This window comes from Sphingobium fuliginis, assembly GCF_015074805.1.
Classification (GTDB): Bacteria; Pseudomonadota; Alphaproteobacteria; order Sphingomonadales; family Sphingomonadaceae; genus Sphingobium; species Sphingobium fuliginis.
Genome location: NZ_CP060035.1, coordinates 1351252 through 1372717 on the forward strand (window position 1 = coordinate 1351252; position 21466 = coordinate 1372717).

20 protein-coding genes and 2 tRNA genes are annotated in these 21466 nt (G+C 64.3%); 19 read left to right on the forward strand and 3 right to left on the reverse strand.

From position 1 onward, the window contains the following. The first annotated feature begins 88 nt into the window (after positions 1–88). The 6 genes from H5V43_RS06275 (at position 89) to H5V43_RS06300 (ending at position 6144) form a co-directional block, all read left to right on the forward strand. Positions 89–1717: an alpha-D-glucose phosphate-specific phosphoglucomutase gene (locus H5V43_RS06275; protein ID WP_025550156.1), complete on the forward strand. Its 1629-nt coding sequence runs from the start codon at positions 89–91 to the stop codon at positions 1715–1717. A 204-nt stretch (positions 1718–1921) separates the two neighbouring features. Continuing rightward, entirely contained in the window at positions 1922–2599 is a 678-nt protein-coding gene (locus tag H5V43_RS06280; protein ID WP_193666793.1) for a DUF2490 domain-containing protein, read from the forward strand. Positions 2600–2675: 76 nt separating this feature from the next. Then, on the forward strand, positions 2676–3776 hold the full coding sequence (gene ychF, locus H5V43_RS06285) for a redox-regulated ATPase YchF (protein ID WP_025550155.1): 1101 nt from the start codon (positions 2676–2678) through the stop codon (positions 3774–3776). Between the two features lie 6 nt (positions 3777–3782). Next, positions 3783–4307, forward strand: coding sequence for a DNA-deoxyinosine glycosylase (locus H5V43_RS06290; protein WP_025550154.1), 525 nt, complete (start codon positions 3783–3785; stop codon positions 4305–4307). 46 nt (positions 4308–4353) lie between these two features. Then, a complete protein-coding gene (locus H5V43_RS06295; protein WP_099185761.1) occupies positions 4354–5628 on the forward strand; it encodes an alkaline phosphatase family protein in 1275 nt (424 codons plus the stop codon). Positions 5629–5679: 51 nt separating this feature from the next. Beyond that, entirely contained in the window at positions 5680–6144 is a 465-nt protein-coding gene (locus H5V43_RS06300) for a MaoC family dehydratase (RefSeq protein ID WP_025550153.1), read from the forward strand. 1 nt (position 6145) lies between these two features. On the opposite strand, the gene H5V43_RS06305 is transcribed toward H5V43_RS06300, so the two are convergent. Both H5V43_RS06305 and mutL read right to left on the reverse strand, forming a co-directional pair. Beyond that, positions 6146–6652, reverse strand: a complete 507-nt coding sequence (locus H5V43_RS06305; RefSeq protein WP_025550152.1) for a hypothetical protein — start codon at positions 6650–6652, stop codon at positions 6146–6148. 87 nt (positions 6653–6739) lie between these two features. After that, positions 6740–8512, reverse strand: a complete 1773-nt coding sequence (gene mutL, locus H5V43_RS06310; protein ID WP_025550151.1) for a DNA mismatch repair endonuclease MutL — start codon at positions 8510–8512, stop codon at positions 6740–6742. 146 nt (positions 8513–8658) lie between these two features. Here mutL and H5V43_RS06315 point away from each other — a divergent pair, with 146 nt between their 5' ends. The 7 genes from H5V43_RS06315 (at position 8659) to H5V43_RS06345 (ending at position 14645) form a co-directional block, all read left to right on the forward strand. Further along, positions 8659–9705 carry a rod shape-determining protein gene (locus H5V43_RS06315; protein WP_007685698.1) on the forward strand — a complete coding sequence of 349 codons (1047 nt, stop codon included), beginning with the start codon at positions 8659–8661 and terminating at the stop codon, positions 9703–9705. A 9-nt stretch (positions 9706–9714) separates the two neighbouring features. Continuing rightward, the gene (gene mreC, locus H5V43_RS06320) at positions 9715–10632 is read left to right on the forward strand and encodes a rod shape-determining protein MreC (protein ID WP_025550150.1); all 918 of its coding nucleotides are present in this window, start codon (positions 9715–9717) and stop codon (positions 10630–10632) included. Beyond that, a complete protein-coding gene (locus H5V43_RS06325) occupies positions 10629–11156 on the forward strand; it encodes a hypothetical protein (RefSeq protein WP_025550149.1) in 528 nt (175 codons plus the stop codon). Before mreC ends, H5V43_RS06325 begins: the two co-directional genes overlap by 4 nt. Continuing rightward, positions 11153–13222 carry a penicillin-binding protein 2 gene (mrdA, locus tag H5V43_RS06330; RefSeq protein ID WP_025550148.1) on the forward strand — a complete coding sequence of 690 codons (2070 nt, stop codon included), beginning with the start codon at positions 11153–11155 and terminating at the stop codon, positions 13220–13222. The genes H5V43_RS06325 and mrdA overlap by 4 nt, the downstream gene beginning before the upstream one ends. Beyond that, entirely contained in the window at positions 13219–14331 is a 1113-nt protein-coding gene (gene rodA, locus H5V43_RS06335; RefSeq protein WP_044662416.1) for a rod shape-determining protein RodA, read from the forward strand. The genes mrdA and rodA overlap by 4 nt, the downstream gene beginning before the upstream one ends. A 124-nt stretch (positions 14332–14455) precedes the next feature. Continuing rightward, positions 14456–14531 (forward strand) — tRNA-Lys (locus H5V43_RS06340). Between the two features lie 38 nt (positions 14532–14569). Continuing rightward, positions 14570–14645, forward strand: a tRNA-Lys gene (locus tag H5V43_RS06345). Positions 14646–14716: 71 nt separating this feature from the next. Here the strand turns inward: H5V43_RS06345 and H5V43_RS06350 are convergent. Beyond that, positions 14717–15187 (reverse strand): Lrp/AsnC family transcriptional regulator, encoded by a 471-nt coding sequence (locus H5V43_RS06350; RefSeq protein ID WP_025548786.1) that lies wholly within the window; start codon positions 15185–15187, stop codon positions 14717–14719. A gap of 161 nt (positions 15188–15348) precedes the next feature. On the opposite strand from H5V43_RS06350, the gene H5V43_RS06355 reads away from it, so the two are divergent. The 6 genes from H5V43_RS06355 to H5V43_RS06380 all read left to right on the forward strand — a co-directional run bounded on the left by H5V43_RS06355 (position 15349) and on the right by H5V43_RS06380 (position 21466). Beyond that, entirely contained in the window at positions 15349–15582 is a 234-nt protein-coding gene (locus H5V43_RS06355; protein ID WP_025548787.1) for a hypothetical protein, read from the forward strand. Positions 15583–15863: 281 nt separating this feature from the next. After that, positions 15864–17255 carry a sugar transferase gene (locus H5V43_RS23570; RefSeq protein ID WP_025548789.1) on the forward strand — a complete coding sequence of 464 codons (1392 nt, stop codon included), beginning with the start codon at positions 15864–15866 and terminating at the stop codon, positions 17253–17255. Positions 17256–17524: 269 nt separating this feature from the next. Next, on the forward strand, positions 17525–17722 hold the full coding sequence (locus H5V43_RS06365; RefSeq protein WP_128830729.1) for a hypothetical protein: 198 nt from the start codon (positions 17525–17527) through the stop codon (positions 17720–17722). Positions 17723–18023: 301 nt separating this feature from the next. Next, positions 18024–19199 (forward strand): hypothetical protein, encoded by a 1176-nt coding sequence (locus H5V43_RS06370; protein ID WP_025548790.1) that lies wholly within the window; start codon positions 18024–18026, stop codon positions 19197–19199. A gap of 27 nt (positions 19200–19226) precedes the next feature. After that, positions 19227–20042 (forward strand): polysaccharide biosynthesis/export family protein, encoded by an 816-nt coding sequence (locus H5V43_RS06375; RefSeq protein WP_025548792.1) that lies wholly within the window; start codon positions 19227–19229, stop codon positions 20040–20042. Continuing rightward, positions 20039–21466 (forward strand): ATP-binding protein, encoded by a 1428-nt coding sequence (locus H5V43_RS06380; protein WP_025548793.1) that lies wholly within the window; start codon positions 20039–20041, stop codon positions 21464–21466. Before H5V43_RS06375 ends, H5V43_RS06380 begins: the two co-directional genes overlap by 4 nt.

The window sequence follows — 21466 nt, forward strand, 5'->3', positions numbered from 1 at the left end:
CACGGTGAAATGGCCAGGGTGGATTGCGGACTGTCGCAGTCCCACGCCATAGAGTAGGCCTGACTTTCCACTGACCAAGGGGATCCGGGTGATACAGACCTTCGCGACGCAGCCTTTCGACGACCAGAAGCCGGGCACGTCCGGCCTGCGCAAGAAGGTGCGGGTCTTCCAGCAGCCCCATTATGCCGAAAATTTCGTCCAGTCGGTCTTCGACAGCCTTGAAGGGTACGAGGACCAGACGCTGGTGGTCGGCGGCGACGGCCGCTACCTCAATCGGGAGGTTATCCAGACCGTTTTGAAGATGGCGGCCGCCAATGGTTTCGGCCGTGTTCTGGTGGGACGGGACGGAATTCTCTCCACTCCGGCGGCCTCGCATCTGATCCGGTCGTCGGGGGCCTTTGGCGGACTGGTTCTGTCCGCCAGCCACAATCCGGGCGGGCCAGACGAGGATTTCGGGATCAAATATAATGTCTCGAACGGCGGCCCGGCGCCGGAGAAGGTGACCGACGCCATTCATGCGCGGACCCTGGCCATCGACAGCTATCGCTTTTTCGAGGCGAACGATGTCGACATCGACACGCTGGGCAGCACGACCCTGGGCGACATGACCGTCGAGGTGGTCGATCCGGTCGCGGGCTATGTCGAACTGATGGAGACGCTGTTCGACTTTACCGCGATCCGGGCGATGATCGCGGACGGCTTCACCCTTTCCTTCGATTCGATGAGCGCGGTGACAGGCCCCTATGCCGTCGAGATTTTCGAAAAACGGCTGGGCGCGCCTGCGGACACCGTGCGCAACGCCACCCCCCTGACCGACTTCGGCCATCATCATCCCGATCCCAATCTGGTTCACGCCAGGGAGCTGTACGACCGGATGATGGCGCCGGACGCGCCGGATTTCGGCGCCGCTTCGGATGGCGATGGCGACCGCAACCTGATCATCGGGCGACATTGTTACGTCACCCCTTCGGATTCGCTCGCCGTGCTGGCGGCCAATGCGCATCTGGCGCCAGGCTATGCGGCGGGCCTCAAGGGCATTGCGCGCTCGATGCCGACCAGCGGCGCGGCCGATCGCGTGGCGGAAAAGCTGGGCATTCCGCTCTATGAAACGCCGACGGGATGGAAATTCTTCGGCAATCTGCTGGATGCCGGCATGGCAACCATCTGCGGGGAGGAAAGCGCCGGCACCGGGTCCGACCATGTGCGGGAAAAGGACGGCATCTGGGCGGTGCTGCTGTGGCTCAACATCCTGGCCGTCCGGCGGCAAAGCGTGGCGCAGATCATGGCCGAACATTGGGCGACCTATGGCCGCAACTATTATGCGCGGCATGATTATGAAGCGATTGCCAAGGACAGGGCCGATGCGCTGATGGCGGCGCTGCGGGACCGACTGGAGGCGCTGCCGGGCACGACAAACAGCGGCGGCACGGTGCAAAGCGCCGACGATTTCGCCTATAGCGATCCGACCGACCAGTCCGTCAGCCGGAACCAGGGCGTGCGCGTGCTGTTCGAGGATGGTTCTCGGGTGGTGTTCCGGCTTTCGGGGACGGGCACGGAAGGCGCGACCCTGCGCGTCTATATCGAGCGCTATGTGGGCGCGGATGGCGATCTGGCGCTGGAGACGGGCGAGGCGCTCGCACCGCTGATGAAGGCGGCGCAGGAAATTGCCGACATTTCGGGCTTTACCGGGATGGAACGGCCGAGCGTGATTACCTGAGGATAGTCGCCAAAGCTTACCATGGGGAAATGGACCGGAAATGAGGGCACGCTAAAGGGCGGGCAATCGACCGACGCTCTTCGTGCTTCTGCGAAGGCAGTAGCCCAGTCCGGCCATTTGGAAGACGAATAACCGTCTGAACTGGACTCCTGCCTTCACAGGAGCAGCATCATCAAGAGCGGCGCTTTTTTTTGCGAGGACGTGATGCGTCGCCTGTTGCCTGCCCTCTCCTGCGCGCTGATCGCCATGGCCGCCCCTGCCCAGGCCCGGACGGCGGAGGATGAGCAATTCTGGCTGAACCTCACCGCCATGGGCCCGATCTCCGGCGATCTCGTCTATTTCGCGGAGATTCAGCCACGCTTCGGGGATGGCGTTTCAGGGGTCGATCAGACCATCCTGCGCGGTGGCCTGGGCTGGAAACTGTCCCACCGCGTGACTGTCTATCAGGGCTATGCCCATGTCGTGCTGCCGGTCGACAATGGGCGCGACGTCAATGAGGAGCGAAGCTTCCAGCAGGTCAACTGGACCATCGGCAAGCCCTGGGGCGGCGAGCTTTCGTCGCGGACCCGGCTGGAGCAGCGCTGGCGTTCCGACGGCGACGACATGGGCTGGCGACTGCGGGAGATGCTGCGCTACGAAAAGCCGCTGGGCAGCAAGGCGGTGAGCGCTCTCGTCTATGGCGAGGGCTTCGTGGCGCTCAACAGCACCGACTGGGGCGCGAAGGGCGGGTTCGATCAGTTGCGCAGCTTCATCGGGGCCGAGATCGCGCTGGGCGGCGCATCCACGGCCGAGATCGGCTATCTGAACCAGTGGATCGACCGGCGCGGCGGCAATGCGCGCGTGAACCATGTCGCTTCCGTCACGCTCTTCTTCCGTCATTGAGACCGCACGGACTCTGGCCAAGCCGCCGGGAAAGCGCTATCGGCGCGGCCATCGGATTTGACGTGAAGGCAGTATCATGGGTTTTCGTTGCGGTATCGTCGGGCTTCCCAATGTGGGCAAGTCCACCCTGTTCAATGCGCTGACGGAGACGCAGGCGGCGCAGGCGGCGAACTATCCCTTCTGCACGATCGAGCCCAATGTCGGGCAGGTCGCCGTGCCCGACCAGCGCCTGCAGACGATCGCGAAGATCGGCGGTTCGGCCAAGATCATCGAGACGCAGCTTGCCTTCGTCGACATTGCGGGGCTGGTGCGCGGCGCGTCCAAGGGCGAAGGCCTGGGCAACCAGTTCCTGGCGAACATCCGCGAGGTGGACGCCATCGTCCATGTGCTGCGCTGCTTCGAGGATGACGACATCACCCATGTCGAGGGCAAGGTGGACCCCATTGCCGACGCCGAGACGGTCGAGACCGAGTTGATGCTGGCGGACCTCGAATCCCTTGAAAAGCGCGTGCCGAACTTCGCCAAGAAGGCGGCGCAGGGCGACAAGGAGGCGAAGGCCGCGGCGTCCGTGCTGGGCAAGGCGCTGGACCTGCTGCGCGAGGGCAAGCCGGCGCGGCTGACCCGGCCGGGCGACGATGAGGAGGAGCGCATCTTCCGCCAGGCGCAACTGCTGACGGCCAAGCCTGTCCTCTACGTCTGCAATGTCGAGGAAGAAAGCGCGGCACAAGGCAACGCCCATTCGGCCCGCGTGTTCGAAAAGGCGGCGGCGGAAGGTGCGAAGGCGGTGATCGTCTCGGCCGCGATCGAAGCCGAACTCATCACCATGCCGGTCGAGGAACGGGCTGAATATCTGGAGGCTCTGGGGCTGGAGGAAGCCGGCCTCGCCCGCATCATCCGCGCCGGTTATGAACTGCTTGGCCTCATCACCTTCTTCACCGTTGGACCGAAGGAGGCGCGCGCCTGGACAGTGGCCAAGGGATCGAAGGCGCCCCAGGCGGCAGGGGCGATCCATACCGATTTCGAAAAGGGCTTCATCCGGGCGGAAACCATGGCCTATGCGGATTACGTCCAGTATAATGGCGAGGCCGGGGCCAAGGAAGCGGGCAAGTGGCGTTCCGAAGGCAAGGAATATGTGACGCAGGATGGCGACATCATGCTGTTCCGGTTCAACGTCTGAGGGCCGATGCTGCGTCCGGGACAGATGGCTGCGCGACGCAAGGCGGCCTTTCCCCCCAGCGTAGACGAAGCGACGCGGCTGCTGATCCTGGGCAGCCTGCCGGGTGACGTATCGATCAGGCAGGGCGAATATTATGCGCATCGCGGCAACGCCTTCTGGGCGCTGATGGGCGATGTGCTGGGCGAGGATCTGCGCGGCCAGCCCTATGCGATGCGGTTGAAGCGGCTGAAGGCAAGGGCAGTGGGCCTTTGGGACGTGATCGAAAGCGCTGACCGGGAGGGCAGCCTGGACAGCGCGATCCGGGGCGCGGAGTTGCGCGACCTGTCGGCCTTCGTGGATCGGCTTCCCGCGCTGGAGGCTGTGGCCTTCAACGGCAAGACCGCCGCGCTGCATGGGCGGCGCCAGATCGGTGCGCGACCGGGACTGGCTCTGATCGACCTCCCCTCCTCCAGCGGCGCTTTCGCCAGCATGTCGCGGGAGGCGAAGCGGAACGCCTGGATGGCGATGATGCCCTATGTGAGCGGGGCATAGGGCGCTCGTCACTTTACCGTCATGGTCCTTCTGCTAAGGCAGGGGCATGTTTTTCCGCCGCTTTTCCTTCGCCGGCCTTCTCCTTCTACAGGTGCTCGGCGGCTGCGCGCGACCGGACGAGCGGCTGGTGTCCAGTTCCGCACTGGCCGAGCGGCGGGAAGCGGTCACGATATTGATATCCATCGACGGCTTTCGCCCGGATTATCTGAAACGAGGCGTAACGCCGCATTTGTCCACGCTGGCCGCGAGCGGGGTCGAGGCAGCGATGCGCCCCTCCTTCCCCACCAAGACCTTCCCCAATCATTGGGCCATAGTGACCGGCCAGCGTCCCGACCGCAGCGGCATCGTCGCCAACAGGATGGAGGATGCGGCGCGCCCCGGTGAGACCTTCACCATGGCGACCGACGATCCCTTCTGGTGGAACGGGGCCGAGCCGATCTGGGTGACGGCGGAGAAGGCCGGCGTACGGACGGGGACATTGTTCTGGCCCGGGTCCAACGTGGCCTGGGGCGGGACGGAAGCGGCGGAGTGGCCGCACAGGATCAGCGGCGGCACCCGGCCGGGCGACTGGGCACAGTTCAACCAGGAGATTTCGGGGACGCAGCGGGTGAACGGCGTGCTGGACCTGTTGCGGCGGCCGGCGGCGATCCGCCCGCGCTTCCTGACGCTCTATTTCGATGCGGTGGACACGGCGGGCCATGCAGCCGGACCGGAAGCGGCCGAGACGACGCAGGCGGCAGCGGAGGTCGATGGCGAGATCGGCATGCTGGTCGACGGGCTGAAGGCCATGGGCCAGCCGGCCAATCTCGTGATCCTGTCCGACCATGGCATGGCGCAGAAATCGAGCGAGCGGGTGGTCGCGCTGGACAAGGTGGCGGACCCGGCTGACTACCGCATCGTCGAAAGCGGACCTTATGCCAGCCTGGCTGCGCAACCGGGTCATGAGGCGGCGCTGGAAGCGGACCTGCTGAAGCCCCATGCGCATATGCAATGCTGGCGGAAAAGCGCGATCCCAGCGCGTTTCCATTATGGCGCGCATCGGCGCATCCCGCCTTATTTCTGCCTTGCCGAGACCGGCTGGGTGATACAGCCGAGCGGTCCCGTCAAACCGTTCGTCGGCGGCGATCATGGCTGGGACAATCAGGCGCCGGAAATGCAGGCCCTGTTCATCGCCAATGGCCCGGCTTTCGACAGAGGGTTCACGCCGCCTTCGGGTTTCGACAATGTCGACATCTATCCGCTGCTCGCAACGATTCTGGGAATCGCGCCCCGCCCGGGCGACGGCAATTCCGCCACATTGGCAGGTCTTGTCAGGCATTGACGTTCGCGTAAACGGAAACTACTCCTTCACCCGTTGCGGAAGGAAACGGGCATGAGCGAGATCGTCTATTTCGAAGATGTGCAAGTAGGTGACAGGAACGAATTCGGTCCGCTCACCATCAGCCGGGAGGAGATCGTCGCCTTTGCCAGCGAATTCGACCCTCAGCCCTTCCATCTGTCCGACGAGGCTGCGGCGGGCACGCATTTCGGCAGCCTGGCCTCCAGCGGGTGGCATACCACGGCCCTGTCGATGAAGATGATGGTGGCGGAATGGCAGCGCAATCCGGGCATTCAGGCCGCCAGCCTGGGTGCGATGGGCGTGGATGAACTGCGCTGGTTGCAGCCGGTTCGTCCGGGCGACACGCTGCGCGGCGTTTCCGAGGTGATAGAGGTCAAGGCGTCGCGCAGCCGCCCCGAAATGGGGATCGTGAAGACCCACATCACGCTCTTCAACCAACGCGACGAGCCGGTGCTGTCGATGAAGCCGATCGCCATGTTCCGGACGCGCCCGACTTGAGTCAACGGGGCTGGTTGGCGCGGGCGTCGGCGGCCATGATGCGGATCGAAGGCTTTAAGGCGCTGGCGATCTGGATGGTGTGAAGGCCCGGCGACAGGTCGAACCACAGGATCTTGCGGATGCCGGAACAGGCCGGCCCATGCTCATGGGCGACGGAGGTCAGCGCGGTCGTGCCGGTGGCGGCGTCCACCCAGGCCCCTTCCGACAGAGCGATGCCAATGCGCGCCGCATCCTTCACGGCCAGGGTGAAGAGGCCGGCATGGCTTTTCGGAAGGGACTTGCCGGGCGGGACGATGAACTGAACCTGCCGACCGGGTCGCAACTCAGCGACGACAGGCTTGCCCAGGATGATGCGCGGCGCGGTGGATGCCGTCGCGCCCGCGGTCACGGTGCCGCTCTGGGTCCAGCTTGTCCAGGGTTCCGGCAGGGATGGCGCACCGGCGCAGGGATCAGCTGCGGCTTGGGCGTGTAGCGGGGCGAGGGCAAGAAGGAGGAGAAGCCGCTTCATCGGTGCTTCCTTCACAGGCGATGGGATGGCGTCCGGACCGGATTTATCGCGCGCACGCATTGCGCTGAATGGTCGATCCCCGTCATCCTATTTCCTCCCGAACAGCTTTTCTATGTCGCCATGGCCCAGCTTCACCCAGGTCGGGCGGCCATGATTGCATTGGCCGCTGCGGGGGGTGATCTCCATCTCGCGGAGCAGGGCGTTCATCTCCGTGACGCTCAGCACCCGCCCGGCGCGGACGGAGCCATGGCACGCCATGGTGGCGGCCACCAGATCCAACCGTTCCTTCAGGGAGAGCGCACTGTCATAGGCGGCGAGGTCGTCGGCCAGATCGGACACCAGTCCCTGCACATCCCCCTGCCCCAGCATCGCAGGCGTTGCGCGCACCAGCATGGCGGCGGGACCGAAGCGCTCCAGTTCCAGCCCGAATTCCTTCAGTTCCTCGATCCGCGCCTCCAGCCGGTCGCAGGCGGGCTCGTCCAGTTCGACCACTTCGGGCAGCAACAGCGTTTGGGCGGCGACCCCCTGCCCTTCCATGGCGCGGCGCATGCGTTCGAGGGTCAGCCGTTCATGCGCGGCATGCTGGTCGACGATGACCAGCCCATCCTCTGCTTCCGCGACGATATAGGTGCGGGCGACCTGCCCACGGGCGACGCCCAGCGGAAAGCTGGTTCCTTCAGGCGCGGGTGCGGCGGCAGGTTCGGCGCGGGCCTGCGGCGGGGGCGTCAGGAAGCCGGGACGGCGCTCGGCCACAGAATAGGTCGGAACGGACGCGCCGGCGGCTTCGAATATCGGCATGGCGCCGATCGACGTGGGGGAAACCGGTTCGGGCTTCCATGCCGAAAGGCCGGCGGGGTCGGCATGCTGGACAGCGCGGAAACCCTCCGCATCCAGCGCGCGGCGCAGGCCGGAGACGATCATGCCCCGGATCAGCGCCGGATCGCGAAAGCGGACCTCCGTCTTGGCGGGATGGACGTTGACGTCCACCTCCAGCGGCGGAACGTCAAGGAACAGCGCCACCACCGGATGCCGATCCCGCGCCAGCATGTCGGCATAGGCGCCCCTCACCGCTCCGACCAGCAGCCGGTCGCGCACCGGACGGCCGTTCACGAACAGGAACTGATGATCGCCCACCCCCCGATTATAGGTCGGCAGCGAGGCCACGCCCGACAGGCGCACCCCCTCTCTTTCCAGCGCCACGATGACATGATTGTCGGCCAGCGCCCGGTCGGTGAGCGCGGCGACGCGATCCTCCCGCGCCTCCCCCGCCTGCACGCCCAGCACGCGCCGTCCGTCATGCTCCATGCTGAAGGCCACGGAAGGATGCGCCATGGCAAGGCGACGGATGACATCGAGGCAGGCGGCATATTCCGCCTTGGCGGAGCGCAGGAACTTGCGGCGGGCGGGGACGCGGGCGAAAAGCTGTTCGACCGTGACGCGCGTGCCGGGGGGCAGCGCGGCGGGGCCTTCGCTCACCACCACGCCATTGTCGACTGTTCGGTTCCAACCGTCCTGCCCCTGCGGCCGGCTGTCGATGGAAAGACGCGCGACGCTGGCGATGGAGGGCAGCGCTTCGCCCCGGAAACCCAGCGTTGCGACATTTTCGATGGCGTCGTCGGGCAGTTTGGACGTGGCGTGGCGTTCCAGCGCCAGCGCCATATCATCCCGGGTCATGCCGCAGCCGTCGTCGCTCACCTCCATCCGGTCGAGCCCGCCATTGGAGATGCGGATGGCGATCCGGAGAGATCCGGCATCCAGCGCATTTTCCACGATTTCCTTGAGCGCGCTGGCGGGCCTTTCGACCACTTCGCCCGCGGCGATGCGATTGACCAGATGTTCGGGCAGACGGCGTATTGACATTGATTAGTGACTAGCCCAAGCGAGCGCTTTCCGCGAGACACAAGCCTTATAAAAATTGACATCCAGGGGGCGGGTGGAACGTGGGGCGAACTTTCCGACTGTCCCGGTTCGCTTCGCCGGGGCATGCGGGCTGAACAGGAACAGGCATGTCGATCTTCTCGCGTCTCTTCAAACTCTCCTCCCAGGACATGGCCATCGACCTCGGCACGGCCAACACCGTGGTCTATGTGCGGGGCCGCGGCATCGTGCTCAACGAACCGTCCGTGGTGGCGGTCGAGACGCTGAACGGCGTGAAGCGGGTGAAGGCGGTCGGCGACGACGCCAAGCTGATGATGGGCAAGACCCCCGATTCGATCGAGGCGATCCGTCCGCTGCGGGACGGCGTGATCGCGGACATCGACGTGGCGGAGCAGATGATCAAGCATTTCATCACCAAGGTGCACGGCGGCAAGTCGCGGCCGTGGCGCTTCCCGGAGATCGTGATCTGCGTGCCTTCGGGTTCGACCAGCGTCGAGCGCCGCGCGATTCGCGATGCGGCGAGCAATGCGGGCGCATCCCAGGTCTTCCTGATCGAGGAACCCATGGCGGCCGCCATCGGCGCCGACATGCCGGTGACGGAGCCCATCGGTTCGATGGTGGTCGACATCGGCGGCGGCACGACCGAGGTCGCGGTGCTGTCGCTGCGCGGTCTGGCCTACACCACTTCGGTTCGCGTCGGCGGCGACAAGATGGACGAGGCGATCGTCTCCTTCGTGCGCCGTCATCATAATCTGCTCATCGGTGAAGCGACCGCCGAGCGGATCAAGAAACAGTTCGGCGTCGCTCAGCCGCCCGAAGACGGCGTGGGCGAGACGATCCATATCAAGGGCCGCGACCTGGTGAACGGGGTTCCCAAGGAAATCTCGATCAACCAGGGCCAGATTGCCGACGCGCTGGCGGAGCCGATCAGCACCATTGTCGAGGGCGTGCGCATCGCGCTGGAGAATACCGCGCCGGAACTGGCGGCGGACATTGTCGACCAGGGCATCGTTCTGACCGGCGGCGGCGCGCTGCTCAAGGGGCTGGACGACGAGCTGCGCGACGAGACCGGCCTGCCCGTCACCATCGCTGAAGATCCGTTGACCTGCGTTGCGATCGGCACCGGCCGCGCAATGGAGGATCCGATCTTCCGGGGCGTGCTGCAAACCGCTTAAGGGGACAAGATGGCGCGGCCACCCAGCCGACGCCCCGGGCATAACCGGAAGGCGCAATATAGCCTCTTCGCCAGCTATGTCGTGGCGATGACGGGCGCCGCCGTGGGCCTGCTTCTGGTGGTCGTCGCCATTTTCGATCCCACCGGCTTCGCCGCGATCCGCATCGCGACGGCGGAGATTACGCGCCCCGCGTCGGTGACGCTCAAGAATATGGTGAGCGGCGTCGCCTCCATCGACGAAGTGCTGGCCAGCTACTGGCGTGCCGGTTCCCAGAACGTCGCGCTGCGGCGGCAGGTGGAGGCCGACCGCAACCGCATCATAGAGGCGAAGGCGGTGGCGCAGGAAAATCTGCGCCTCAAGAAGCTGTTGAAGCTGGTCGAGGATGACGGCAGCGAATTGCTGACCGCGCGGCTGATCGCATCCTCCTCCACCAGCACCCGTCGGCTGGCGCGGCTGAACGCGGGACGCTGGCAGGGCGTGCGGCCGGGCATGCCGGTGCGCGCGCCGGAAGGGCTGATCGGGCGCATCCATACCACCACGCCCAACACGGCCGAAGTGCTGCTGCTGACCGACACCAGCAATATCGTGCCGGTGCGGCGGGCCAATGACAGCGTACCCGCGATTTCGACGGGACTTGGCGACGGCACGCTGGAGGTCCGCGCGCTGGCGGCCGGGCGTAATCCGTTCAAGCCGGGCGACCTGCTCGTCACCTCCGGCGTCGGCGGGGTCTATCAACCCAATATTCCCGTGGCGGTGATCGTGCGCATCGCGGGCGAGATCGCCTATGGCGTGCCGCTCGCCAACCCCTCCAGAGTGGATGCGGTTGTGGTGGAGCGCTCCTTCGAGGAGGCTGTGACCCGGCCGGAGGGCAATGGCCCGCCGGCTCCTGTCGAACCGGGCGCCGCGCAGAATTCGGTCACGCCATGATCGATCCCCATTTGCAGCATGTGCCGCGCCTTGGCCGTCATCCTTCGCGATTTCGGCTGGCGGGAACCCCGGTCATCACGGTGATGCTGGGATCTCTGGTGACGACGCTGCCGGTGATCGCGCAATCGCCGGTCATGCCGCCCTTCGGCCTGTTGCTGCTTCTGTCCTGGCGGCTGCTGCGCCCCGAATTATGGCGCACCTGGATCGGCGTGCCGCTCGGCCTGTTCGACGACATCGCCAGCGGCCAGCCCATCGGATCGGCCATGTGCCTGTGGACCGTCACGCTGATCGGCATAGACGCCATCGAACATCGCATGGTCTGGCGCAGCTATCGGCAGGACTGGTTAATCGCCTCCTTCGCGATTATCTTCTGCATCGCCGGCGGCGTTTTCTTCGCGCGGATCACCGGCGGAGGAGACATCAAGCTGCTGTTGGTCGCGCCGCAAATTCTCTGGACGGTCCTGCTCTTTCCCTTTGTCGTCCGGCAATGCGCCCGGATCGACCGTTGGCGCGTGATGGCATGAAGCTGCCCCTGCTCAAGAAGAAGACCGTCACCGAAGCCTCCTTGTCCTTCACCTTCACGCGCCGGGCGATGGTGGTGGGGGGCCTGCAAGGGGCGATCGGGGCGCTGCTGGTCGGGCGCATGGGCTGGATCAGCGTCGCCGAGAATGAGAAATATAATCTGCTGTCGGAAAGCAATCGCGTCAACCTGACGCTGATTCCGCCGCGACGCGGGTGGATCATCGACCGCAACGGACGGCCGCTGGCGAACAATCGCACGGACTTCCGCGTCGACCTGATCCCGGAGCGGGCGACGGACGCGGAGAACACCATCCGCAGCCTCGCTCATCTGCTGGCGCTCAGCGATGACGAAGTGGATCGGATCAAGGAGGAACTGGACAAGTCGGCAGGTTTCCGCCCGGTGCAGGTGGCGGAAAAGTTGACCTACGATCAGTTCGCGGCGGTCAGCGTCCGGCTGCCCGACCTGCCGGGCGTGGCCCCGAGCCAGGGCTTTTCCCGCAATTATCCGGCAGGTGCGACCGTCGGGCACCTGCTCGGCTATGTCGGCGCAGCGTCGGCCAAGGACTATGAGGAGCGCAAGGACCCGCTGCTGATCACGCCCGGCTTCAAGGTCGGCAAGGACGGGCTGGAGCGGTCTTTCGACAAGGAACTGACAGGCAAGCCCGGCGCGAAACGGGTGGAGGTGACGGCGCGGGGCAAGATCGTGCGGGAACTCACCACCCGGCCCGACACGCCGGGCAACGCGATCAAGCTGACCATCGACGCGGGCCTCCAGGAATATGCCGGGCGGCGGCTGGCGACGCAGAGCGGGTCGGTGGTGGTGATCGACTGCCATAATGGCGACGTGCTGGCCATGGCGTCCATGCCCAGTTTCGATCCGAACAGCTTTTCCGACGGCATCAGCCATCTGGAATGGGACATGCTGTCGAAGGACGACCATGTCCCGTTGCGCAACAAGACGTTGCAGGGGCTGTACCCGCCGGGATCGACGGTGAAGCCGATGGTGGCGCTCGCACTGCTGGAGGCGGGAGTTTCACCCATGGAGACGGTGAACTGCGCGGGTGCGATCCGGGTCGGCAACACGCTGTTCCACTGCCATAAACGGCGGGGCCATGGCGGGCTCAACATGCGGGGCGCCATTGCCCAAAGCTGCGACATCTACTTCTACCAGATGGCGCAGCGGATCGGCATGGACCGGATCGCCAGCATGGCGCGGCGCGTGGGCATGGGGCAGAAATTCGCCCTTCCCTTCCCCAGCCAGAGTTTCGGCACCGTTCCCGATCCGGCGTGGAAGCTCAAGAAATACAATCAGAAATGGCAGGTCTACGACACGGTCAACGCGACCATCGGCCAGGGCTATATGCTCATCAACCCGTTGCAGATGGCTGTAATGGCGGCGCGGCTGGCGACGGGCCGGCAGTTGATGCCCAACTTCATCTTCGGCGCGCAGCGGCCCACGCCTGCGTCCGTGGGGGTGAATGAGGAGCATCTGGTGACCATCCGCGACGCGATGAGCGCGGTGGTGAACGGCGGCGGCACGGGCGGCGCGGCCCGCATCCCCCTGCCCGGCGTGATGATGGCCGGCAAGACCGGCACGGCGCAGGTCCGCCGTATCACCATGGCCGAACGCGGGGGCGGCGTGCGCAGCAACGCATCGCTGCCGTTCAAGCTGCGCGACCATGCGCTGTTCCAGGGCTTCGCGCCGTTCGACAATCCCCGCTATGCCATTGCCTGCATCATCGAGCATGGCGGCCACGTCAACCGCATCGAGGACGCTCCCATGATCGCGGCGGACACCATGACTTTCCTGTTCGACCAAGCGAAGGCTGTCGAGAAGCTGGAGACCATCGAAAAGGACTGGGGCGGTCCGCCGGCCGAACGGCTGGCGCGGCAGATGGCGGCCTACAGGCTGGCGAAGGCGATCGAGAAGGGCGAGGCGCCTCTTCCCGAAGCCGCCAATGCGATGAACGCATCCACCGGCAATGGCGCGACCGCGACCGCCGCCCCGCCTCCGGCACCGGCTGCCGAAGCGGACGACGCCCCGCCCCCGGCGGACAGCGCGCCATGAGCATCGTTCCCGAACCCCTGACCGAATTCCCCTGGCGCGTGCTGGGCATATTGCTCGCCATCGCCGGGTTCGGGACGTTGGTGCTCTACAGCGCCGCCGGCGGCAGCATCACCCCCTGGGCGATCAACCAGGGCGTTCGCTTCGTCATCTTTTCGGGCATGGCGCTGGTGCTGAGCCGGATACCGCTGGAGACCTTCGCACGCCTCGCCTTCCCGGCCTATGGCGTCGTGCTGACCGCTCTGTTCCTGGTCGAACTGATCGGCGGGGTGGCGGGTGGCAGCCAGCGATGGATCAACCTTGGCTTCATGCAGTTGCAGCCTTCCGAGTTCATGAAGCCGGTGATCGTGCTGGCGGTCGCGCGCTTCTACGCGCTGCTTCCGGTGGGGGAGATCAGGCGCTGGAACGCGATCTGGCCGGCGCTGGTGCTGATCGGCATTCCCTGGGCGCTGGTGCTGGTTCAGCCTGACCTCGGCACCGCGACCATGATCGCCGCGGGCGGGGTGACGGTGATGTTCCTCGCCGGTCTGCCGCTGCGGCTGTTCGTGGGATCGGGACTGACGCTGGCCGCCATCGTGCCCATCGCCTTCAGCTTCCTGCACGATTATCAGAAGAACCGCGTCCTCATCTTCCTGGACCCGGAAAGCGATCCGCTGGGCGCCGGCTATCATATCAGCCAATCGAAGATCGCCATCGGGTCCGGAGGCATTTTCGGCAAGGGATTCCTCAAGGGGACGCAAAGCCATCTGGACTATCTGCCGGAGGGGCATACCGATTTCGTCTTCGCCACCATGGCGGAGGAATGGGGGCTGATGGGCGGCGTGCTGCTGATCGGGGCCTTCATGCTGCTGTTCCGCTGGGGCATCGGCGTGTCTCTCCGCGCGCAGGACAAATATGCGCGGCTGGTGGCGGCGGGGCTGACCACGACGATCTTCTTCTATGTCGCGATCAACCTGATGATGGTCATGGGACTGGCGCCGGTGGTCGGCATTCCCCTGCCCTTCATGTCCTATGGCGGGTCGTCCATGCTGACGGTCATGCTGTGCGTCGGAATCATCATGGCCATTGAGCGTTCGGGCCGGCGGCGCAGCCGGCCGGGAAACTGGGGATGAAACAGGCTTGCGCGCAAAAATTTGCCGGCAGACGCGATTTCCTGTTTGCAAAGTCCGATGCGGCTGCTAACAGCCCGCCCACGCCAAAGCGACGGCCCATCCGGGACTAGCCGAAAGCGGATGTGGACGCATAGCTCAGTTGGTAGAGCAGCTGACTCTTAATCAGCGGGTCCTAGGTTCGAGCCCTAGTGCGTCCACCAAATTCCCGGCGATCGAGGCACAAGCCGAAAGCGGGCGTGGACGCATAGCTCAGTTGGTAGAGCAGCTGACTCTTAATCAGCGGGTCCTAGGTTCGAGCCCTAGTGCGTCCACCAAAAAACTGCGTCCACCAGATCCTCCCCACCCTTGATGCATCGCCGCACGGCTTCTCCCGTCGCCCTCAAGGTCAGACCGGCAGGGCGGTGGTGAACTTCGTCATGGACAGGGCGAAGTGCGACGCAGCACCGGCGACCGAGGGATGCCCCAAAAGGGTCATCATCAGGAAGCGATTATAGTCCGCGACATCCGCGACCACGATGCGCATCAGATAGTCCCATTCCCCCGACATCGAAAAGCATTCGACGATTTCCGGACGACCCTCGACAAACTGCTCGAAGGCGCGGCGGGCCTCCTGAGCGTGGCTTCGCATGCGGATGTTGCAAAGGACGTTGACGCCCCGCCCGACCTTTTCCGGATCGACCAGCCTGACCGTCCCGGCGAGAACGCCCGCGGCCTCCAGCGCCTTGATCCGACGCCAGCAGGAAGCGCTGGAAGCCCCAACCCGCTCCGCCAGCTCGGCATGGCTGAGCGTCGCATCCTCCTGAAGGGCTGCGATGATCTTTCGGTCGACGGCATCGATCTGTCGGTCCTGTTTCATGAGGGGCAGGATAATCGCCGCATCCCTTTCATCCAAGCGTCCAGTTGAACGATCCGACGCGGATGATTTTGCCGAAACGAAAAGCCTGAATCCGCTTTCCTTTTCGGCCAACCGGGCTATTCTGTCGACAGGTCGCATCAGGGATGGTTGGGACTGCGGACATGATCGACCTTTCTCCCCAACCACAGGACAAGGGCAGCGGCGCAAAAGCCGCTCCTGCCGCGCCCCAGCATGATCCTGTGCAGACGAACAGCCGGGAGGATGGAAATCCTGCTTCCTGGTGGCATGTTCCGCAAGAGCAGATGGAGGGCGCGATCCAGCGCCTGTCGCGCTGGGCAGGCCCCTTCGCGCTGCTCGCCACGCTGTTTTTGCTGGGGTGGTGGATAATAGGCTGATCCTGCTGGTGATTCGGATCGGGCGGCGTTCTTCGCGCCCCGAAAGCGCCGCATGGCAACGCTCGCCATTTCAGGTCGTCGCAAATCTGGGGCAGAGCATCTTCCAGGAGAAACGGATCATCGGAAAAGCGGGTCCGCGCACCCCAAGCCCGATTGTCAGTCCACGGCATTTATGCCCTGCTGCTGCGCAACATAAATCAAAACGCTGCGGATGTCTGATGGTTAACACACTGCCGCGCGGCGGTGCCCGGCTTGACGTCAAGACATAAAAAGGGTTGCAGATGTCGAAAATTGATCTGGCGATCGAAGGTGTTCCCAGTCGCCAGCCCGCTACGGCCTCAGGGCAGCGGAATGCGCGGCTTTGGCTGTGCCTGCTCCTGCTGGTTGCCGATATGGCCGCGCTTGCCACGGGCTTCGCCTTCGGGCTGCGCGCCGCCGGCCTGCAATGGCTGGCGGACGGGCAGTGGCAGCCGCTGGCGGGCGGCATGATCGTTTACGCGGTTCTGGCTTTCCATAACCAGGCCTATAATCCCCATTGCCTGATGCGCATGACGCAGTCCTGCCGCAGCGCCACCATGGCTTTCGCAGGAACATTGCTGATCTTCCTGCTGGTTGTCTTTTCGCTGAAGGCGACGGGACAATTGTCGCGGCTTGGCATTTCGGCCGGTATCTTGTGCAGCGGCACCTTGCTCGTCCTACAGCGGCTGATGATCGTTCATATGGTGCGCCGCAACTTTGCCGACGGCCTGTTCGCCCAGCTCCTGATCATCGATGACGGCGCCATTCCCGACGACGTCAGTGGCATGGTGATCGTCGATGCGGCGGCCATCGGGCTGAAGGCCGATCTGGACGATCCCTATATGCTGCATCGCCTGGGCACCCTGCTCCGCGACTATGATCGCGCGGTGATCTCCTGCCCAGCCGAACGCAAGGCGGATTGGGCCCAGATGCTGAAAGGCGGCAACATATTGGGTGAGATCATCGTGCCCGAACTGGACCCGATGGCGCCGCTGGCGGTCCAGTCTTACCGCGGCACGCCCACGCTGGTGGTGTCGCGCGGGCCGTTGAACCTCGCCAACCGAGCCAAGAAGCGCCTGCTGGACATCGCCTTGACCGTACCTGTGCTGATCCTTCTCGCGCCGCTGATGGCGGTGGTGGCGATCCTCATCAAGCTGGACTCCCCGGGCCCCGTCTTCTTCAAGCAGGAACGGATCGGGCGCGGCAACATGCTGTTCCACATCCTGAAATTCCGCAGCATGAAGGTGGAGCAGTGCGACAGCGCGGGCGCGACTTCGACGCAGCGGGACGACAATCGCATCACGCGCGTCGGCGCATTCATCCGCAAGACCAGCATCGATGAACTGCCGCAGCTCATCAACGTATTGCTGGGAGAGATGAGCTTGGTCGGCCCCCGCCCCCACGCCCTGGGATCGACGGCGGAGGAACAGCTATTCTGGCAGGTGGACCGGCAATATTGGCACCGCCATGCACTGAAGCCGGGGATCACCGGCCTGGCGCAGATCCGCGGCTTCCGGGGTGCGACGGAAACGCGCCGCGACATATTGAACCGGGTCGAGGCAGATCTGGAATATCTGCATGGCTGGAGCCTGACCCGCGACATTGCGATCCTGTTCGGAACGCTGAACGTGCTGGTCCACAAGAACGCTTATTAGCGCCCGCCGAATGCGAAATCTGGAGCGCGAATCGGCGGAGCGGCCAAGACGCGGGAGAGCGAAAAAGGTTCCGCCGAAAAAATGATATTTGCGACGAAATGTCGCCGAAAACGCTTCGTCGCAAAAAATCTTATCCCAGGTTAAGAATTTGGCGCTGTCGCATGGTCATATGCGACGAATCGATGTCAGCAGGCCTTCCTTCCCAACTATTTGTTAACCGCAAAATCGGATATTAACCCCATCACCAATCGGGCGGCGGGAATATCGACGTGGCGGAAGAATTTGCAGCAGTTGCGACGGCACCCTCTTTGATCGAGACGGCGGAGTTGCGCCGTGAGCTTCCCGCTCGCATCGACGGCATGACTTTTGCCGATCATGCCGAAAGCGGCGTACAGCTCCTGTCACGTTGGGCCGGCATCGTGGCCTTTGTCGGCGCGGTCGCAGCCATCGCCTGGCTGATCTTCTGACCGGACTCGCAAGGCTCAAGCTTTCTCCCAGATTAACAGCTGCAGGGTGCGCCGGGACTGGTCCCGCCGCGCCCTGTTTGCGATGAACCGAGCCGTTGTTTTGACGCGACAAGCTGCTTTCCGGGCAGTGGTTTTACGTAGAAATACTTCTAGCATGCCTTGATTGCTGCAATGCAATAAGGGTCGATTGGTTTTGAACAAATATAATAATCCGCGATTGCGGGGCCGCATTTCCGCGCCCTGCGATCGACAGACTTCATGGTCGCGCACCTGTTTTGCGGCAGCGCTAAGTGGTGCCGCAATGGTCGCGGCCATGTCGACAGTTTCGCAGGCGCAGGATAATGACGGTACGACTGAGCCAAAGCGCGTCAGCAATGCCATGGAGCAGAAGCGGATCAGGGATTACGGTCTTCATCTGACAGCCGGCCTCGATCTACTCTATGACGACAATGTCTATCGCGTGGACGACCGCGTCGAAAACCCCACCGACGACCTGATCGTCACGCCCTCTCTGGAGGCGACCTATGGCATGCCGGTGGGCCGTCACGACATCCTGCTGCGGGGGAAGATCGGCTATGACCGTTTCATTTCCGAAGGACAGCGGAGCAAGTTGCGTCTGGATACGGAGGCGAAGGCCAATATCCGCTTCGGCGCGACCTGCCTGATCACCCCTCGCGCCTCCTATCGCCAACAGCGCGCTGATTATGGCGACATCAATTCCGCGACCGAAAACCTCCAGAAGTTCGCCACGGTCGGCGCGGATTTCACCTGCGAGCGCCCGGGGCTGTTCCCTGTGGCGAGCTATGAGCATGACAGGACGCGCAATGCCGACCAGTTCGACTATGCCGACCAGACCAGCGATATGTTCATGGGCGGGATCGGCTATGCCATGCCCAGTCTTGGCACGCTGACCGCTTATTATGAGCGGGTGAACAGCAAGCGCGACACGCTGGGCATAGAGAACCGCATCAACAGCTATGGCCTGCGGTTCCAGCGCGCGGTGACGCCGATCACGCAGATCGACGCGGATGTCCGTTGGCTCGACGTCAGCAGCGACAGCGCGGCGGTGGGCGGCTATGACGGGCTGGGCTGGAAAGTCAGCCTGTCGACGCAAGCCATTCCGCGCCTGAAGCTGACGGCCATGACAGAGCGCGCCATCGTCAACGACAGCCTGATCGCCAGCGGTTTCGCCATCGATACCAGCTACCGCATCCAGGGCGAATTTTCGATTTCCGAACTGACGTCCGCCGGCCTTTATGCGGAATGGGACCGCAGAAAGTTCCGTCAGGATGCGGCGCTTCGTCCCTATTCAATAACGGCCGACCGCAATCGTCGCTTTGGCGGGCTGTTGACCAGGAAACTTTCGGATCGTTTCGATCTTACGCTGGATGCCCAGCATTACACCCGCAGAACGGACACCAGCGTCTCCAACTATAGCGGCACGCAAGTAACGTTGGGCGCTGCCCTGCATTTCTAGACCCTCAATATATTGGGAGCATGAGCTGTGAAAGCCGATACTCTCCTGAAATCCATCTCGACCCTGCTCATCATTGCAGGTCCGATGGCTGCGACTGCCCAGACCGCCGCCGGAAACGCGGCGGCGACTGCAACTGCCGCGCAGGCGGCCAGCGCAGGCTATCAGCTCGGTCCGAATGACGAGCTGAAAATCTCCGTCTTCGGACAGCCCGACCTGTCGACGACCACGCGTATCAAGGAGGACGGCACCGTCCTGCTCGCGCTGGTCGGGCCGGTTTCCGCCAAGGGGAAGACGACCTCGCAACTGGCGCAGGACATTGCGGCCGGCTACGCCAGCGGCGGCTATCTGACCAAGCCGTCCGTCAGCGTGGAGGTCAGCAATTATGTCAGCCGGTTCGTCACCGTGCTCGGCAATGTGCCGGAAGCGGGCAATTATCCGCTCGACCGGGATTATACGGTGGCGTCGATGCTCGCCAAGGCCGGCGGTTCGACCAAGGACGGCGCCAATGCCGTCATCCTGACGCCTGCGGACGGCAGCGGGCCAGTACGCATTTCGCTGGCCGATATGGGCGCGGGCGCGATGCGGCCGCTGAAGGCGGGCGACACGCTGTTCGTGCCGCCGGCGGAAAAAGTCTATGTCTACGGCCAGGTCCAGCAGCCCGGCGCCTTCTCCTATGTGCCGGGGCAAAGCTTCCGGCAGGCATTGGCGTTGGCGGGCGGACCGACGCTGGCGGGTTCGACCAAAAGGATAAAAGTCCGGCGGGAGGGGAAGGAAATACAGGCCAAGCTGGACGATCCGGTCAAGCCTGAAGACGTCCTCATCATCCGGGAGAAGCTGTTTTGACGACACTCGATCAAGGCTTCGCGCACTCACGCTCCAGCCAGAAATCCGGTATTTTCGACAGGTTTCTGTCCCTTACGCGCAGCGGCGAAAAGCGCAACGAGCGCGTCATACCCGACGACGTGCCGTTGCATCTGGACGTGCCCGCCCTGCCCGGCTTCCGGCATGACGCGCCGGAAGCGCAGCCGGAGGAAGCGGCGCACCGGCCGCTCTCCATGAGCGCCATGGCCGCGCCGATCAAACCCATCAGCCTGCGCCGCGACAGCATCTATGCGGCGTTCAACACCGCCATGCCGGTGACCGACCGCCATGGACTGGCAGGGCGCAACAGCGAACTGGAAAAGCTGGTCGAGGCGATCGTCGTGCAACGCAAGCATGCCGTGATCTTCGGCACCCGCGGATCGGGCAAGACCTCGCTCGCCCGCGTGTTCGGGGATCTGGCGGACGAGGCGGGATGCGTCGCGCTTTATGCATCCGCCAATGGCGAAGCGGATTTCGACTCCCTCTTCCGTCCCTTCCTGACCGAATTGCCGATGAGCAGCGCGGGACAGGAACGGGCACGCAAGATGATGAGCGAGCCGCTGGACGTGTCCCGCCTCTCCGCCCTGCTGGTGGAGGAAGTGCGGGAGCGTTCCATCCTCATCATCGACGAATATGACCGGGTGCAGTCGGAAACGGCCAAGCAGGACGTCGCGACGCTGCTGAAGCTGCTGACCGACATCCACTCGCCGGTACAGGTCGTGCTGGTCGGCATCGCCAGCGACATTGACGGGCTGATTGCCGCCCACCCCTCGCTGCGCCGCCATCTGGTGCCGCAGCGGGTCGCGCCGATCCCCAAGCCGGAGCTGGAGCGGCTGCTGCTGTCCTGCGCCTCCAACGCCCGGCTTTCCATCGACGAGGATGCGCTCGACGCATTGTCGAGCGCGGCCATGGGATCGCCCTATCATGCGCGGCTGTTCGGCATGTCGGCCGCGCTGGTGACGGAATCGGCCGCGCGCGACCGGATGCTGCTGTCCGATGTCGAGCAGGGGCTGCTCTCCGCGCTGGAGGATTGGGAGGAAATGAGCGGCCAGACCCATGCGCTGTTCCGCCGCATCCTGTGGGAAGCCGGGTCCACGCGGCGGATGATCGCTCTTGCCGCCGTCGTCGCCTCCCAAATGTCCGCCATCAGCTATGAGCGGCTCGTGAAGCTCGGCCATGAGGTGCTGGGTGGCGGGTCGGTGAACGAAGGCCAGGCGCGCGACGCGATGATGCGGCTGCAACCCGCGCTGGTGGCGACGCCCAATGGTGAGCTCTGGATGTTCGAGGATACGCTGGCGCCGCAATTTCTGCTGCTGATGGCGAAGCAGCCGGTGCAGAGCGCACCGCCTGTGCAATCGCCCGCGGAGGAGATGCGCGCGCTGCTCAAGGGAGTGGACGGGCTATGA

Coding starts and splice junctions, on each gene's coding strand:
- rodA (WP_044662416.1), top strand. CDS start 13,219: ATGAGCATCGTTCCCGAACCCCTGACCGAATTCCCCTGGCGCGTGCTG.
- H5V43_RS06350 (WP_025548786.1), bottom strand. CDS start 15,187: ATGAAACAGGACCGACAGATCGATGCCGTCGACCGAAAGATCATCGCA.
- H5V43_RS06325 (WP_025550149.1), top strand. CDS start 10,629: ATGATCGATCCCCATTTGCAGCATGTGCCGCGCCTTGGCCGTCATCCT.
- H5V43_RS06370 (WP_025548790.1), top strand. CDS start 18,024: ATGGTCGCGGCCATGTCGACAGTTTCGCAGGCGCAGGATAATGACGGT.
- H5V43_RS06355 (WP_025548787.1), top strand. CDS start 15,349: ATGATCGACCTTTCTCCCCAACCACAGGACAAGGGCAGCGGCGCAAAA.
- H5V43_RS23570 (WP_025548789.1), top strand. CDS start 15,864: ATGTCGAAAATTGATCTGGCGATCGAAGGTGTTCCCAGTCGCCAGCCC.
- H5V43_RS06295 (WP_099185761.1), top strand. CDS start 4,354: ATGTTTTTCCGCCGCTTTTCCTTCGCCGGCCTTCTCCTTCTACAGGTG.
- H5V43_RS06305 (WP_025550152.1), bottom strand. CDS start 6,652: ATGAAGCGGCTTCTCCTCCTTCTTGCCCTCGCCCCGCTACACGCCCAA.
- mrdA (WP_025550148.1), top strand. CDS start 11,153: ATGAAGCTGCCCCTGCTCAAGAAGAAGACCGTCACCGAAGCCTCCTTG.
- H5V43_RS06300 (WP_025550153.1), top strand. CDS start 5,680: ATGAGCGAGATCGTCTATTTCGAAGATGTGCAAGTAGGTGACAGGAAC.
- mutL (WP_025550151.1), bottom strand. CDS start 8,512: ATGTCAATACGCCGTCTGCCCGAACATCTGGTCAATCGCATCGCCGCG.
- H5V43_RS06280 (WP_193666793.1), top strand. CDS start 1,922: ATGCGTCGCCTGTTGCCTGCCCTCTCCTGCGCGCTGATCGCCATGGCC.
- H5V43_RS06315 (WP_007685698.1), top strand. CDS start 8,659: ATGTCGATCTTCTCGCGTCTCTTCAAACTCTCCTCCCAGGACATGGCC.
- H5V43_RS06290 (WP_025550154.1), top strand. CDS start 3,783: ATGCTGCGTCCGGGACAGATGGCTGCGCGACGCAAGGCGGCCTTTCCC.
- ychF (WP_025550155.1), top strand. CDS start 2,676: ATGGGTTTTCGTTGCGGTATCGTCGGGCTTCCCAATGTGGGCAAGTCC.
- mreC (WP_025550150.1), top strand. CDS start 9,715: ATGGCGCGGCCACCCAGCCGACGCCCCGGGCATAACCGGAAGGCGCAA.